The following is a 13,079-nucleotide window of genomic DNA, read 5'->3' on the forward strand; positions in this document are numbered from 1 at the left end:
TCGTTCCCTCGTTGAGATATCACAGGACTTTATCATCAACGAGAAAGCAACATGAACGCCGGGGTAGTGAGTCCCTGTGGTTTTGTTCAGCTCCGGCTCTCGCTCATCACCAGCAGCGCTTCGGCCTCCATCATCCGCAGATCAGGAAAAGCCTGTGACAGCTCAGTACGCTTGAGGCCGATCATGCTGGCCACCGGCTTGAGTGCGTTGTAGTCCAGGCCCACGGCGCCGCCCATACCCACACGCCACTGCGTGGACATCGCCTCGAACAGCAGGAAGGCCGGCCAGTTATCTGGCCAGACCTCGTACTCTTCATCGGGGATGTCGGCCTTGGTCATGCCGAAGGCCGCCAGGTCAGCCTCTGACGGCCCTTGCTCGTACAGGATGCGGGCGACGCCGGTCAGTTTCCCAGGCGGGCGGGCTGATACGCGGCTTGGTACGCGGCCAGCACTGCCTGGGGCGCACCCACGCAGGTGGTGACCAGCGCAGTCATGGCCTCGTCGGATAGCTTCTCATCGAAGCCCCAGCCGCTGACGATGTCCTTGAGCTGTTCGACCTGCAGCGCGATTTCCGAAGCCGTGGCGTCCTGCCAGGACATGCCCTCGTCTTGCACCTTGGTGGCGTGCGCATCGCGCGCAGTGTTCCAGCGGTCGAACAGCGCCGAGAGCGCAATTCGATCCAGGTACTTGAACTCGAAGTCCACGGCCACAGCATCACCACCCACGCGGGGGATCTGCACCTTGGCCTTGAACGTTGGGTTTGGGGCGATCTTGATCTTGGCCATGGGTTACACCACCACTGCCGAGTAACGGGTCGGACGGCCAGCCAGCGACAGAGTGATGACGCGGGTCATCAGGTTGTTGCGAGACAGGGCCGGGGTCGACGTGATGGTCACATACGCGTTGTAGAGGATGCTGTCGCCGTTCGGCAGGTTCAGGCGCAGTACACGGGTGACCTTGTCTTCGTCGGCAGTTTCAACCACTGGCACGTATGGCAGTGCCGGATCGTCTGCGACAGTGAACGACATGCTGATCGGGTTCTTGGTGGTCGGGATCTGGCGGTCGTCATCGTCAGCCAGGAAGCCGAAGGTCAGGAACTGCTGGTCGCCGCCGGTGGTAACCACGTCGGTGATCTGCGAGATCTCAACGAAACCGGTTACTTCGCGCACCGAGCCCAGGCCCGAGCCGGCCGGGTATGGCTGGAGGTTGGTGGTGTTGACGTTTTCGAGGGCGAAAGTTCCGGTGAGGCTGTTGGCCACGCGCGCGGCGCGGTCGTTCAGGCGAGTCCAGCCGGAGGTCACTGCGATGATGTCGCCATCACTCAGGCCGTGGGCCGCAGAAGTGGCCACCGCCGGGTTGGCGTTGCTCAGCGCGGTTACCGGGATCGCCGGGCCGTAGGTCGAAGCGATTTGCAGGGTCGCGCCGTTGGGGAGTCGAAAGCCCATGTGTATTTTCCTCTTTGCAGAAATGACAAAACCCGCTCAGTGGCGGGTTCTGGGTTTGCCCAGCGGGCGAATTAGTTGGTGTCAGCGCGGTACTGGAACGAGGCCGGTATGGTGTATGTGGTTCCGTCAGGAATGCCTGGGCCTGGCCCGACCGGCGTCAGCACGATGGCGACCAGTCCGGCGCGCGGGATGCGCAGGTTTACCGGGAACAGTGCGGCCAGTTCGTCGACGATGCCGCTGGCCTCGGTCCGGTACTTGCCGGAGGGGGCAACAATGTTGACCTGGAATACGCCGACGTACAGGTGGTGGTCGCCGCCCAGTGTGTTGCTGGCGCTTACCGCAGGAAGCGTAAAGGCCCGCAGGTACGTCTCGCCAGAGGCCGGCGTGTATGTCTCGTTCTCGACCACCACCTTCAGTGGCTTGGCTCGAGCCTTGGCCCAGGCCAGCAGGCGCGACTCGAAAGCCGCGGCGATGATGTTATGGCTCATACCTGGTTATTCCTGATGGCTTCTTCGACGATCTGCTGGAAGCGTGCGAGCGTGATTTGCACCATGCCGGCCGGCGCCTGGTCGGAATGCCCGTATTCGAGCGGCACGCCGTACACCAGGTTGTTGACGATGTATGCGACCTGTCCGGCCTCAAGCTTGCTGACCTCGGCCACCAGAGTCGCAATGGTTTCGTGCCCTGCCTTGTCGAAGGTGTCGATGCTCTGGTTCGAAGGCGCACCCACAGTGAACTGCCAGTTGCCTTTGAATCGCCCAGTGTCCACCGGTGACAGCCGGATAACCGAAGTGCCGATCTCGATCACCACATCGCGGAACACATCGTCGATGGCTTCCTTGGTCTGCTCGGCGAATGCCGCCAGGCTCTCGGCAAAACTCCCTTGCTGTCCGCCGTAGCGGCTGGTCATGTGATTTGCCATTACTTGCGCACCTGCAGCTCAAACCCAACCGCCAGGCCGGCGTAGTTCCATGGGCCGACGGCGATGACGGTGTAGGTGGTGCCATCGAATTGGATACGGTCATTGCTCAACGGGGTCGGCATATCCGCGCCGCTGAGCTGCACCGGCGACACCAGCAACTTGACGTCGCCGCGAACGATCAGCGTGTCATCGATGTACTTGTTGTCGTATTCCTCACGAAAGCCGGAACCGTTCAATACCAGTTCGCTGGGCGCCTGAGGTGCATCCGGGTCGTACTCGCCCAATGTCTCGCGGCGCAGGACCAGTTCCAGGCCCTTCCCGCCCTTGCTGCGCGGCGCAAGCATCCGCGTGGCCAGGGCCTTTGCGCGATCATAGATATCTGGCATCACTTGCGCCTTATTTTGTAGATGGCCGAGCATCTGCAGTTGGCCCGCTCACTCCACCCGGCCCCCAGGCTGGTATCGCCCGGATATCGAAGCAGCGCACCGGTGGGGCTCTGGAATGGCTGATCCTTCTGCACCTCTTGGCCACCCATCACGGAGTGCGTGTGGCGGACCTTCTTATCGCCTCGGTCGCGCCAGGTCTTCGTGACCGAATCGCGATCCAGGCCCTGCGCAATGAGCTGCTCGTAAACCTGGTCACGACCGGCACCGAACGACTCCAGCGCCTCAGCCTTGGACAGCATCTCGGCATATGTCTTCATCAGGCGATCAGCGTAGCGACCAGCGATCTTGTCCACGTCAGCCTGAGCAACGGGTGTACCTGCCTTGATGGCGCGGTTCACGATCCCGTCGAAACGGCGGTCCCGGCGCTTGCGCTGCAAGTACTTGCGCATTTCGTCGGGATTTCCGCCCAGCAGCTGCCCACGGGCGTTGAGGACGTACTGGGCATAATTACCGGGCAGACCGATAACACCACCGGAACGAGCCCCGGTCTGAGCGCTCACGCGCCCCAACAGGTCAAGTGCCGCCTGGCGAGGCGTGCGAACCATTGGCGTAGCGCTGACTTCGACCTGCGCCGAAACAGGCTGTGCGCTGGCCCAACCGACAACACGACGGCGACTTCCGATCACTTCGCGAATAGCTGCTCGCACATCAATGGCCGAGTTCGCGCGGATCTCTTCCGCTTTGGCGGCCACCCACTTTTCGGCAGCGGGTTGGCGGACATCGAATTCGAAACGCCCAAGATCACGCGGAATAATGATTGCCTTGACCTCGAACCTGGCTCCGGCAATGAAAACCGACCTGGCCAGCTCAAGGAACACCGACAGCGCGCCCAGGCTGAGCAGCGCCACCAGGCCCTCTTCATCCTCTTCAGCGATCAGGCGCTCGACTTCTGCAACCGTTGCCGCGCCGACCACCGCTTTGACCTGCTCCAGATAGGCCCGCTGCATCGCAGGCTCCATTCCTTCGATGGCCTGGATGATCTGCGCCGGGGTCATACCGTAAACACCGCAGGCAGCGTGTAGCGAGCCACCAGCACAGGGGCAATCATCTCGTCGATGATGCTGATCACCGGACGGACAGAGCCGGCGGCGTCTGCACCCACCGACACGGCGAATTCAGTTTCCAGCGGGCCGACCTTCTCGCGCTTCACCATGGAGGCGGACACGAAGTCAGGGCTGAGGCTTCCAGGCTCGACGATCTCACGCCATGCGGCTTCGTACGTTGCCTGCTCAACCTCGACGGGCACCTGGTCAGTGGGAATCGGGTTGCCCTCATAGTCATAGGCGCCTGTGCGCGGCCATTCCCTGGCTTGCCCTCTGCCCTCGGTCTTCACGCCGGGGAACAATGACTGCCACACACCAGAGGCCAACAGCTTCCGGTAGCGACCGTCGATGTAGACCGACGCCCGGATCAGCGCAGCCTGCTTCGCCACGTCATCGCCAGCCCAGGCGGTATTCGCGCGCGCAGCGTGATAGGCGTCGGCTTCTGCGACGTTTCCGTAAAAGTCTGGCATCGGGATATCTCAATAGGCGGAGCGTCATCCGCTCCGGTTTTGCGGGGTGTTACGCCTTGACGGCGGCCAGTGCGGCCTGCAGGGCTTCCAGGTTCGCTTCCTTGTCGAACTCCACATTCAGCGCGGTCAGTTCGTCCATGACCTTCTGCTTTTCGGCGGAGGCCAAGGCTTCGTCCAGCTTCTTCTGCATGGTTTCGGTCTTGCTGTTGCCGGCGGCATCGATTCCCAGCGCTTTCAGCTTGGCGAAGAGCTCGGCTCGCTCGTCGCCATCACCGGCAGGCGCTTTGCCTTCCACGCTCAGGAAAGTAAGGCGAGACGCGCCCTTATGGCCTTCGGGGGTCAGATCGACCTCCTTAGTTTCGCCAGGCAGGATGTAGACGACACCATCCGTGGTGTGCACGCCCTGCAGCGCCTTAGAGCTATTGGTCACTTTCATGTCGACCTCCTATCAGGCTGCTGGTGGGGTGATTTCGTCGAGGTACGCCACGGCGCCCGGCAGACGAATCTCGGTACCGCCGGTGCGGGCGATGATCCCGGTTTCGAAGCCCATAATGGACTTCTGGCGTGGAGCCAGGACGCGGCGCGGCATTGGCAGGTGGAAGCGAACCACTTCCGGGTCCTTGCGATACGCAACCAGGCGACCACCACCATCCTGCGAAGCATTGCGGGCCTCACGCAAAGGCGCGATGTCCAGCGGCAGGCCAGTTTCTGCGGTGTAGATGTTGTTGCGGCGCATATACTCCAGCACCGTCATGAAGCCATCGCCAGCACCCATGCGTTTGGTGGCCACCGCGCGGAATGCGTCAGGCGGCATACGCAGGGTGTCTGCCCACTCGACCTCGGCAGTGTTGGTGCGGATGCCGCCCAGCAAGCCGTTCACGTCGGCCATGATCAGGTCGACGTCTTTGGCGGACCAGTAGGTCGAGCCAGCAGTGCCGGATGCAGCGGCGTCAACGCGCGAAACGTTGCCGTCGTTCAACAGGCCGGTCCAGCGCTTCTCAACACTGCCAGTGAAGGCGATGGTGTTCAGCAGGCGCTCTACCTTGTCGGCCGCGGAATCGGCCTTTGTGCCGCTCAGGTTGATACCGTACAGCTGCGCCTGGTTCACTTCTTCCAGGTTCCACTCCCAGCCGGAGCCGATCATGGCGAAGTCGTGCGATGCCTGGTCGTGAGTTGCGGAGTTGAAAGGCATATCAGTGCCGGAACCGGACAAGAACTTGGCCTCGCCAGCGGTATCGACGGTGAAGAACGTGGTGCCGATGGCCCATGGGGCGCCTTCAGTGACCACTGGAATGCTCGCGGCGTAGTTAAACGTCGGGTAGCGGCGCGTGTAGATGCGCGTTTCGATGTTCCGGCCTTGAGCCAGAACGAACGGGAACGCCGACTGAGCGTCTTCGAAAACTTGAGGCATGTTAAGCGCTCCGATGTTTGAGGGAGATTTCGACGATGTCGCCGTTCGCACCGGTGGTGTCGAAGAAGGCGCCCGGGATCAGCACAGCACCAGCGGCGGCAGTCGTCACGTAGCGATTGGTAGCGGCGACGTAGTACACGTCATCACCAGGCACTACAGCGGCGCCGGCGGTGACGTACATCTGGCCGTCGGTCATGAATGCACCGGTGAAGTCCTGCGGGTAGCCGTCGATCAGCGTGGAGCCGGTCGCTACCGGTGGTACGGCTGCGCTCAGCACGGCCAGACCGAGGAACAGGGTGCCAGTGGCGGCGATCTTGTGGTCGTTGCCGGCACCAGCCACACGGAAGCCAGGCGCGCCGAAGACAATGCCTTCAGCGTTCGAGACCGTGCGGCTGATCTTATTGCACTTCTCTTCGTTGGCGACCAGGCCGGGCACGCCCTTGGCTGGAGCGCTGGTGTACGTGGTTTGCAAAGTAGCCATGAGCTGGTACTCCTTATGCCTTCGGAAGGTGGGCGGTTTGCATGTCGACAATCATCTGCAGACGTGCCTTTTCCGATTCATCGCCGACGGTCTTGCCGTCCTGCTGAATCATGTGCTTGCGGAAGGGGTCGCCGGCCGGGTCTTTCGCGGCATCGTCGACCAGAATGTCGAAGCGCGCGTCGATATAGGCGTCAGGCTTGCCGGCAACGGCCGCATCGCCCAACTTGGCGACGACCACGGCCTTGCGGATCTCGGCATCGGTCTTGCCGGTGTAGTCGGCATCGGCGATGGTCTTGGCCTTGGTGAGCAGGTCAGCGCGGGCAGTGACGCGTTTATCGATGTCGGCATCGCTCAGCAGCTTGGCTTTCAGGCCGTCGATCTCGGCGTCTTTCTTCGCCAGTTCGCCGTCCTTCATCGCGATTGCAGTAGCGTGCGCGTCGGTCAGGGTCTTGGTGGCGGTGGCAGCATCGGCAAGCTTGGTGTTCAGCTTCTCGATGGCCTGGGCGCCTTGCTCGGTGACATCAATGGAGATGCCATCGACAAGGAGTTTTCGCAGTGCATCAGCCATGTCATGGCCTCCTTTGGGGGTGTCTGGTTTGTGGTCACCGATGCGAAGATCGATGCCGCCTCGAGCTCGATGCTCAAGGCTGAGGTGATTCATTTTCATGGGGCCCAGGTAACAGTCGTACTGCTCGCCATCGCCGGTTACACCATCCTGGAATACGACTTCGGCGCCGTAGCCCATGGAGAGCTCACGCTTTCCTGACTCGTAGTCAGCAATGGCCTTGGCATCCATCAGCACCAACGGCACCTTGACGAACTGCCCGTCGCGCACCACTTCGCCACCGGTTTGGCCGATCGCGACGTCCTTCCAGTTCTTCGAGTTGACGCCATCGCCACCCGGGTGGCCGTTGGTCATGGGCCGATATGCGTAGGAGTGCATGGCGTCAGCGTGGAATACCGCGCTTTCGGGCCGGTAGACCCGCACGATTGGCTTATCACGCAGGCCGTGTTCGTTGTCCGGGTCAATCTCGGTGCCCAGGTAGTCCTGAATGCCGGTGCGTGCGACTCGGGCTTCGGCCACCAGGTATCCGTCCTCGGTACGCCGTACACCCGTGACTGGCACAGAGTCGGTGAAGATCATGGGGCGAGCTCCTCGAAGATCTCAGGGCCCAGCTCAATCGCGCCCCGGTAGGGCTCGACCTTGTCGATATCGACGGTGCCGGGTTCGTAAGTGAAGGTGATGTGCGGCTGATAGTCCGGCCAATCCCATGAGGCACCGGCTTCGACAATGGTTACGTGCCGCCAGGCCAGCTCGGAGCTATTGAACAGCAGCACCACCGCGCCTTCGCCGAACTTGTCGATCAGCCGTGCGCCACCAGGTGCAATCTTGAGCTCGCCCTTGCCATCGCCCGACCATGACTCGCCGACCTTCATCCAATCGACCAGGTTGCGGCTGTAGGCGACGGTGACATGCAGATCCTCAACCGGGACCGTGGATTCAAACCCCTGCGACTTGGCCCAGGCGATGATGTCGGCGCCGTTGGTGACCTTGCGGGACACGTACAGCGTGCGCGGCGCGGCATCGGACAGGCCTTTCTTGTCCGCCACAGGATCCCCTTCACTTACCGGAAGATCGTCATCACCTGCTCCACCCTCTTCGTCCGGAAGCTCAGCCCCGAACTGGTCGATGGCCGCTTCCAGCCCAGGCATCACGCTCAGTTCCACCAGCAGGTTCACCGAGGCAGCAGAAAGGGCGTCCTCGGGAAACAGGGCCGAATCCTTCAGCGCCTTGATGGTGTCCGCCGTGGTCTTGCCGATGTCAGCCCGCTCTTTGGCAGTGGCCTGCCACAGCGGCGCCCATGAGTAGTGGATCTCACTGGGCCGACTGCCCAGAGCCGAACGGATCAGGCACTCATCCAGCACGCTCATGGCTGGCTTGATCTCCAGCTTCTGGCGTGATGCGACGTTGTCGTAGTAGTTGCGGGTGTTCTCTTCGCCATTCGCGCCCAGGCCGGTGGAGGACTGGCCGAACATGCGAGTGCCGGGGATATCGAACGCGCCGGACACGCCCTGCTCTGTCTTGGCAATCACCTCAGGCAAATTGCCGAAGCTGGCCGACTTGGAGCTGTGCGTCTCGGCGCCGTCGAGGATTAGTGTGCCGTTGATACCCTTGGCGGTAGCGGCCAGGCGCAGGCGCTCCAACAGCTGCCGCTCGTAATTCTTGTCCTGCATGCTCGACATCAGGTTCGGGATGTTGATGACGTCGATCTTGGCCTCGTAGACCAGGCTCACCACGTTGGCCACTGTCTCGTCGTAGTGACGCACGGCCGGCATGGCGGCGAGTAGGACCGAGTCACCCCAGCCAAAGGCGGCACCCATGGCGAGCTCAGGGTCTGGGTGTGGCGTCCCGACGAAGATCACCAGGCGCGACGGGTGGATCTCAACCACGCTACCAGGCAGGCTGTACGCCTTGGGCTTTCCGAAGCGCGGGCTCTGCGGGTCCTGCTCGATCTCGGTTGCACTGAGTTGCCGGCGGGTCATGACAGTTAGGTACTTTACGCCGCCCTGCTTGACACCCTCAGGGTTAAGCTCGGATGCCGTGTCCCGCTCACCGGTGCCGATGAACACAGCAGCACCACCGAACAGGCGGGCCTTCAATAGGGCCTCAAGAATCTTGCCCTTGACATTCAGCCGATCCTCTTCGGCCTCGATCAGCTCAATCTGGTCCTTTTCAGCCTGCCAGTTGCGCCAGTTACGGCACGCGTCCACCGCAGGGATGGTGACGCCCTTCTGCGCCGTCCACGATCCACGGAAGGCGTTCAGCAGCTGCTGGTCGTCCATCTCCGGCACGGCATAGTGCGAGTGGGAGGCCTTGTCGCGCGCAGTACCCAGTCCTGCGACCAGGTTCTGCAGGCTGTCTTTCAGGTAGCTGAATGCGCTCATGAGTTGCTCACGTTTGCGAGTGTGTAGCTGCCCGCAATCGGGAAGCGCTGGACAATGAAGTAGCCGAGTGCGTCGACCGGGTCTTCAGTGCCGTCCTTGTTGGGTTGGCCGTGCTCGTCATAGGCCTGCTGCTCCAGCACCTGGGTGGTGACCGGGCAGTTATCGGTGTTCACCAGGTAGCGGCGCTTATGGTCGATATTCAGGAACATGGCATTCACTGCCAGCACCCGATCGCGCACCATGGGGTTGGATGGGTTAACCATCACCATGAAGCCGGCGGCGCGGAGCAGGCTGTGGTCCGACTCGCTGCCGTTGACGCTCTTGCGGTTCTTGCCGCTGGCGTCCGGATAGACCGTGATGCTGTGCCCGGGGAAGCGGCGCTTCAGCTCGACGATCATTGCCGGCGTGTCGAATAGGCTGGTTGCCTCTTCCAGCAGCATGGGCAGTCCGTCACGGATGACATGGATCGTCGCGGCCATCCGGTTGATGTTGAAGTCCATGCCGATGTGCAACTGCTCGCCTGGGCGAATTGTTGCGTCGGTGTGGTTCTGCTTGCGGCAGAAGCTTGGATACACGCTGCCCGACGTCAGGTTGACGAACAAGCCATCAATGTAAGCGTCCACCAGGTTCGCCGGGTAGGACTCGCGCAGCGACTTGATGTAATCCTTCGGCAGGTTCTTTGCGTTCTGCCGCGTCGAGGCGTGCACGATGCCGTACAGCGGGCGCTGGCTGGGATTCGATGCAAGCTCCTTGACGAACTTGCGATACACCCAGTTGAAGCCCTCCGGCGTCGTGGTGACGTCAATGGTGTTCATGTCGCGGCCAGGCCAAACCGTGGACATCCGCGCAATGATCTTCTTCCATGCGCTGTCGGCCTTCTTGATCGGCATGCAGTCGATCTCATCGACCAGCGCATGCGCGATGTTGAAGCCAACGATGCGGTGCGGGTGTTCCATGCTCTTGCAGACGATCGTGGACAGACACCGCCCGCGGTTGTCACGCAGGTACACGCGCTTCTTGCTCGGCACGATATCGGCGAACAGGCCAAACGCCTCAGCAACCACCGGCATGGTGTCGTAGAAGATGTCGGCGATCTGCGGGTAAGTCGGCGCGAAGTAGCCCTGGGGTATGCCAGGGTTCTCCAGCGCATTGATACAAAGCCGCACGCACCCCACGAAAGTCTTACCGCTACGGTAGCCGCCGACGAACGCTGAAAACTTCTTGGGGTGGCTGATGAACTCGAACTGGGGCCTATTCAGCTTCAGGGTCGCTTGCATCTTCTACCCCGATGATTACTTGCTTGGGCTCGGGCAGGCCCTTGTTCGGGTCTTCCAGTTCGCGTCGCAGCTTCTCATTGGTGAGTCGCCGCGTCTCCAGGTCTTCCTTCGTCCGCTCAAGGCTCTCGACACGGGCAGTGAGGCGGTCGATCAGGCTGGAATAGTCGCGAACCTTGCTCGTAGTCGTGATCGAGGTGAGCGAGGTCTCCTTGCCGCCGACCAGGATCGGCTCTTCCTTCTCCGACTCCACCTCCAGCGTGTTGCCGAATTCGCTCTCCCTGGCTAGGGCACGCATCAAGCGCACTCGCGTCAGTCGTAATTCATCATCCACGCGCCCCAGCTCTATGCCGGCAAGCATGTCGTTCTCTTCGTCAGTCAGGAATCGGCTGTAGATCGAGCCGGGCTTCGCAGCGTTCTTGTTGCCCCTCTGTTCCTTAGGGCCTGAACTCTTGCCGCCGTGTAGCTTGCAGCGAGAGGAACCCGGTATCGCGTGACGCTTGCATGGTTCCCCGTTGCCGCGCTTGGATGCGCCGCATAGGGCCATAGTCAGCCTCATTCATGGGGTTGGTTTTCGCAGAACGATTCATTCAATGCATTCGAACGTCATTCAATGATCATTCGATGCCTATAACCTTGATCTCACCCCACACTGGGTGGAAATCGACATGCTCACCATCCGTGGACTTAAGCGGGGCATCCAGAACAACGGCGATACCTGCCTTGGTGTCGCAGTAGGTCACGCCGTCAACGCGCTGCCCGTCGATGATCACCTCGCGCCGGCCTCGACCATCATCCCAGTAGTGGACGTGTTCGCCTGATTGGTCGCTCATGCAAGACGCTCCAGGGTGATTGGGTCAACCTCGATGTAGCCCATGCCGAAGTCGAACAAAGTGGTCTTCTGCCCGCACTTGCCGCAAGTACATACATCGTGGAACGGTGCCGGGCCATCCAGCTCGACGTGACGCCATCCGCCGCAGTTTGCCTGCCACGTATCGCACTTAGGGCACCGCTGATCGCAGTAGTAGCGATTCAGCCAGGCTTTGCGCTCTTGGCGCTCAGCCCAATGCTTGATCCAGGTCCAGATACTCATATCTTTCCCCAATTGCGCGCCACGATTTGGCGCATTCGAAAACGTGGCGCGGATTAATCGACCTTGCGACCTGGCAACTTGAAGTCAGTCACCCGGTCAGCAATGGACCTGATCTTCTCCACACCTAAGAAGCCAACCCAGCCACCTACAAAGGTAGCCATGCTCTGTGGGAGCGAGAAGAACTCAAGCCCGCTAATGATTGTCAGGGCCAAGCCACCACAGATAGCGCCTTCAACGATCATCTGGCGCCGTGTACCGCCACCGTATGTGATTCGCAGGACAGCCATCGCACAGGACAACGCAGCCGCATAGAGGATTGGCGAATGCTGGCTCAACCACGCAAGCGCTATCGCCCAGGTGTCTGGTTTGTCTGGCATGTTGGACATCTCGGTTCCTCCCCGTCAGGGAGTTAGGGATACGACAGGCCATGACCTGCGGAATTGAATCGGCTCACACGGCACTCCCAGCTCGGAGCAATGGGTGTGGTGGAGCCGAAAACGAGAAGGTCCGCAACGTGGCGGGCCATTATTTTCAGATGATCTTGGGAGGATTCAGGGCTGCCCAAAGCAACGCCTTGCCCCTGACCAAGTCCACATGAGCGAGGCTCAGCAACTTGGAGTCAGCGAAAGAGTGACCCGCGACCAAGTTGTCGATCTCCTGGAAAATGCCTTCCAGCGCTTGGACTTTCTTCAGGATCAGTTCTTCGTGCTCGCCGCGGGCCTTCGCCACAGCGACGCGAACATCCTCAAGCGGAATGCCGACGCCCGATGGATGGGCCTTCTTACAAAGCAGCATGTGGTCGGTGTATACGGCACCGAATACGCGCCCATCGGCATGATAGAAGTCGCCGGAGCCCTGACCGCACAGCCCGATCACGAACGAGCTTACAGTCCTGGGCTGATCGGTATTCAGCAGCCCAATAGTGACGTTTAGGAACGCGGAAGGACTCACCAGTGCGAGTCGGACGAGCGCACTCGAAAGGCTGCTTAGGCTTCCACTGATCAATGAATCAACCACTGCCTGGGTAGCGCGTTCTACTTGTTCGGACATTTGCTGTGCCTCATAACGAGAAAAGCCCCAGCGAATGCTGAGGCCCTGAATAGGTGCGCGTGTCTTCCCACGCTGCCAGCCAAAGACCTTCCCGGCGTCGACGCCCCAATGCATCGATCTCGCTGATCCGGTCTCGCGCCGCTCTGGAAGTCAGGTGTGAACAGAGCGCGTGGGCTGCCGGTGTTCTTTCGTGACGCGTGACTACCGGCGATACCGCGTCCAGGGGTTCCCGAGGGCTGTCCTGGCTACAGGTGAAACTGGTGCTGCCTGATGGAATCGAACCACATAGCCTCGGCGCAGGATTTACAGTCCCGTGTGCGTCCCAGCGCACATTCAGTCAGCGTAATTTGGCGGAAGGTGAAAGAGTCGAACTCTTACCGTTTCCGATAGCTCCGGGTTCAAACCGGATTGCCCACCACTGGGCGCCACCTTCCAGAAACGAAAAACCCGGCGCGATGGCCGGGTTTCATTGGATCATTTAGTTAGTTGCCGTAGGCAA

At 61.0% G+C, this 13,079-nt stretch carries 19 protein-coding genes, 1 tRNA gene and 1 pseudogene; all 21 read right to left on the reverse strand.

What is annotated here, in order from left to right:
• Positions 1-86 precede the first annotated feature (86 nt).
• Positions 87-338: a DUF1799 domain-containing protein gene (locus PSH80_RS16545; protein WP_198831183.1), complete on the reverse strand. Its 252-nt coding sequence runs from the start codon at positions 336-338 to the stop codon at positions 87-89.
• 62 nt (positions 339-400) lie between these two features.
• Positions 401-784: a phage tail assembly chaperone gene (locus PSH80_RS16550; RefSeq protein ID WP_169956928.1), complete on the reverse strand. Its 384-nt coding sequence runs from the start codon at positions 782-784 to the stop codon at positions 401-403.
• Between the two features lie 3 nt (positions 785-787).
• Positions 788-1,444 carry a phage tail protein gene (locus PSH80_RS16555; protein WP_305417550.1) on the reverse strand — a complete coding sequence of 219 codons (657 nt, stop codon included), beginning with the start codon at positions 1,442-1,444 and terminating at the stop codon, positions 788-790.
• 71 nt (positions 1,445-1,515) lie between these two features.
• The gene (locus PSH80_RS16560) at positions 1,516-1,932 is read right to left on the reverse strand and encodes a phage tail terminator-like protein (protein ID WP_169956926.1); all 417 of its coding nucleotides are present in this window, start codon (positions 1,930-1,932) and stop codon (positions 1,516-1,518) included.
• Complete coding sequence (locus PSH80_RS16565; protein WP_169956939.1) at positions 1,929-2,354, reverse strand: HK97 gp10 family phage protein; 426 nt, start codon at positions 2,352-2,354, stop codon at positions 1,929-1,931. Before PSH80_RS16565 ends, PSH80_RS16560 begins: the two co-directional genes overlap by 4 nt.
• 11 nt (positions 2,355-2,365) lie before the next feature.
• Entirely contained in the window at positions 2,366-2,752 is a 387-nt protein-coding gene (locus PSH80_RS16570) for a hypothetical protein (protein WP_170045036.1), read from the reverse strand.
• Complete coding sequence (locus tag PSH80_RS16575) at positions 2,752-3,807, reverse strand: hypothetical protein (RefSeq protein WP_169956924.1); 1,056 nt, start codon at positions 3,805-3,807, stop codon at positions 2,752-2,754. Before PSH80_RS16575 ends, PSH80_RS16570 begins: the two co-directional genes overlap by 1 nt.
• A complete protein-coding gene (locus PSH80_RS16580) occupies positions 3,804-4,325 on the reverse strand; it encodes a DnaT-like ssDNA-binding protein (protein WP_305417551.1) in 522 nt (173 codons plus the stop codon). The genes PSH80_RS16575 and PSH80_RS16580 overlap by 4 nt, the downstream gene beginning before the upstream one ends.
• Positions 4,326-4,374: 49 nt before the next feature.
• Entirely contained in the window at positions 4,375-4,761 is a 387-nt protein-coding gene (locus PSH80_RS16585; RefSeq protein ID WP_305417552.1) for a hypothetical protein, read from the reverse strand.
• Positions 4,762-4,773: 12 nt separating this feature from the next.
• On the reverse strand, positions 4,774-5,736 hold the full coding sequence (locus tag PSH80_RS16590; protein ID WP_305417553.1) for a DUF2184 domain-containing protein: 963 nt from the start codon (positions 5,734-5,736) through the stop codon (positions 4,774-4,776).
• A 1-nt stretch (position 5,737) separates the two neighbouring features.
• Positions 5,738-6,217: a hypothetical protein gene (locus PSH80_RS16595; protein ID WP_305417554.1), complete on the reverse strand. Its 480-nt coding sequence runs from the start codon at positions 6,215-6,217 to the stop codon at positions 5,738-5,740.
• A gap of 13 nt (positions 6,218-6,230) precedes the next feature.
• Positions 6,231-7,361, reverse strand: coding sequence for a DUF2213 domain-containing protein (locus PSH80_RS16600; protein WP_305417556.1), 1,131 nt, complete (start codon positions 7,359-7,361; stop codon positions 6,231-6,233).
• Positions 7,358-9,163, reverse strand: coding sequence for an anti-CBASS protein Acb1 family protein (locus tag PSH80_RS16605; protein ID WP_305417557.1), 1,806 nt, complete (start codon positions 9,161-9,163; stop codon positions 7,358-7,360). Before PSH80_RS16605 ends, PSH80_RS16600 begins: the two co-directional genes overlap by 4 nt.
• Complete coding sequence (locus PSH80_RS16610; protein WP_170045029.1) at positions 9,160-10,440, reverse strand: terminase large subunit domain-containing protein; 1,281 nt, start codon at positions 10,438-10,440, stop codon at positions 9,160-9,162. Before PSH80_RS16610 ends, PSH80_RS16605 begins: the two co-directional genes overlap by 4 nt.
• Positions 10,415-10,798, reverse strand: a complete 384-nt coding sequence (locus PSH80_RS16615) for a hypothetical protein (RefSeq protein ID WP_233092167.1) — start codon at positions 10,796-10,798, stop codon at positions 10,415-10,417. The genes PSH80_RS16610 and PSH80_RS16615 overlap by 26 nt, the downstream gene beginning before the upstream one ends.
• Before the next feature lie 114 nt (positions 10,799-10,912).
• Positions 10,913-10,996 (reverse strand): annotated as a pseudogene (locus PSH80_RS16620) (hypothetical protein); the annotation flags it as partial.
• 58 nt (positions 10,997-11,054) lie between these two features.
• Positions 11,055-11,270: a hypothetical protein gene (locus PSH80_RS16625; protein WP_170045027.1), complete on the reverse strand. Its 216-nt coding sequence runs from the start codon at positions 11,268-11,270 to the stop codon at positions 11,055-11,057.
• A complete protein-coding gene (locus PSH80_RS16630) occupies positions 11,267-11,530 on the reverse strand; it encodes a hypothetical protein (RefSeq protein ID WP_170045026.1) in 264 nt (87 codons plus the stop codon). Before PSH80_RS16630 ends, PSH80_RS16625 begins: the two co-directional genes overlap by 4 nt.
• Positions 11,531-11,583: 53 nt before the next feature.
• Entirely contained in the window at positions 11,584-11,916 is a 333-nt protein-coding gene (locus PSH80_RS16635) for a phage holin, lambda family (protein WP_054898887.1), read from the reverse strand.
• Positions 11,917-12,061: 145 nt separating this feature from the next.
• Entirely contained in the window at positions 12,062-12,580 is a 519-nt protein-coding gene (locus PSH80_RS16640; RefSeq protein ID WP_170060539.1) for a hypothetical protein, read from the reverse strand.
• A 348-nt stretch (positions 12,581-12,928) separates the two neighbouring features.
• Positions 12,929-13,014: transfer RNA gene (locus PSH80_RS16645), tRNA-Ser, on the reverse strand.
• Between the last annotated feature and the right edge of the window lie 65 nt (positions 13,015-13,079).

It is taken from the genome of Pseudomonas sp. FP818 (assembly GCF_030687335.1).
Classification (GTDB): Bacteria; Pseudomonadota; Gammaproteobacteria; order Pseudomonadales; family Pseudomonadaceae; genus Aquipseudomonas; species Aquipseudomonas shahriarae.

Coding starts and splice junctions, on each gene's coding strand:
- PSH80_RS16585 (WP_305417552.1), bottom strand. CDS start 4,761: ATGAAAGTGACCAATAGCTCTAAGGCGCTGCAGGGCGTGCACACCACG.
- PSH80_RS16545 (WP_198831183.1), bottom strand. CDS start 338: ATGACCAAGGCCGACATCCCCGATGAAGAGTACGAGGTCTGGCCAGAT.
- PSH80_RS16560 (WP_169956926.1), bottom strand. CDS start 1,932: ATGAGCCATAACATCATCGCCGCGGCTTTCGAGTCGCGCCTGCTGGCC.
- PSH80_RS16550 (WP_169956928.1), bottom strand. CDS start 784: ATGGCCAAGATCAAGATCGCCCCAAACCCAACGTTCAAGGCCAAGGTG.
- PSH80_RS16640 (WP_170060539.1), bottom strand. CDS start 12,580: ATGTCCGAACAAGTAGAACGCGCTACCCAGGCAGTGGTTGATTCATTG.
- PSH80_RS16605 (WP_305417557.1), bottom strand. CDS start 9,163: ATGAGCGCATTCAGCTACCTGAAAGACAGCCTGCAGAACCTGGTCGCA.
- PSH80_RS16595 (WP_305417554.1), bottom strand. CDS start 6,217: ATGGCTACTTTGCAAACCACGTACACCAGCGCTCCAGCCAAGGGCGTG.
- PSH80_RS16625 (WP_170045027.1), bottom strand. CDS start 11,270: ATGAGCGACCAATCAGGCGAACACGTCCACTACTGGGATGATGGTCGA.
- PSH80_RS16575 (WP_169956924.1), bottom strand. CDS start 3,807: ATGACCCCGGCGCAGATCATCCAGGCCATCGAAGGAATGGAGCCTGCG.
- PSH80_RS16630 (WP_170045026.1), bottom strand. CDS start 11,530: ATGAGTATCTGGACCTGGATCAAGCATTGGGCTGAGCGCCAAGAGCGC.
- PSH80_RS16570 (WP_170045036.1), bottom strand. CDS start 2,752: ATGCCAGATATCTATGATCGCGCAAAGGCCCTGGCCACGCGGATGCTT.
- PSH80_RS16615 (WP_233092167.1), bottom strand. CDS start 10,798: ATGCTTGCCGGCATAGAGCTGGGGCGCGTGGATGATGAATTACGACTG.
- PSH80_RS16635 (WP_054898887.1), bottom strand. CDS start 11,916: ATGTCCAACATGCCAGACAAACCAGACACCTGGGCGATAGCGCTTGCG.
- PSH80_RS16555 (WP_305417550.1), bottom strand. CDS start 1,444: ATGGGCTTTCGACTCCCCAACGGCGCGACCCTGCAAATCGCTTCGACC.
- PSH80_RS16610 (WP_170045029.1), bottom strand. CDS start 10,440: ATGCAAGCGACCCTGAAGCTGAATAGGCCCCAGTTCGAGTTCATCAGC.
- PSH80_RS16600 (WP_305417556.1), bottom strand. CDS start 7,361: ATGATCTTCACCGACTCTGTGCCAGTCACGGGTGTACGGCGTACCGAG.
- PSH80_RS16580 (WP_305417551.1), bottom strand. CDS start 4,325: ATGCCAGACTTTTACGGAAACGTCGCAGAAGCCGACGCCTATCACGCT.
- PSH80_RS16565 (WP_169956939.1), bottom strand. CDS start 2,354: ATGACCAGCCGCTACGGCGGACAGCAAGGGAGTTTTGCCGAGAGCCTG.
- PSH80_RS16590 (WP_305417553.1), bottom strand. CDS start 5,736: ATGCCTCAAGTTTTCGAAGACGCTCAGTCGGCGTTCCCGTTCGTTCTG.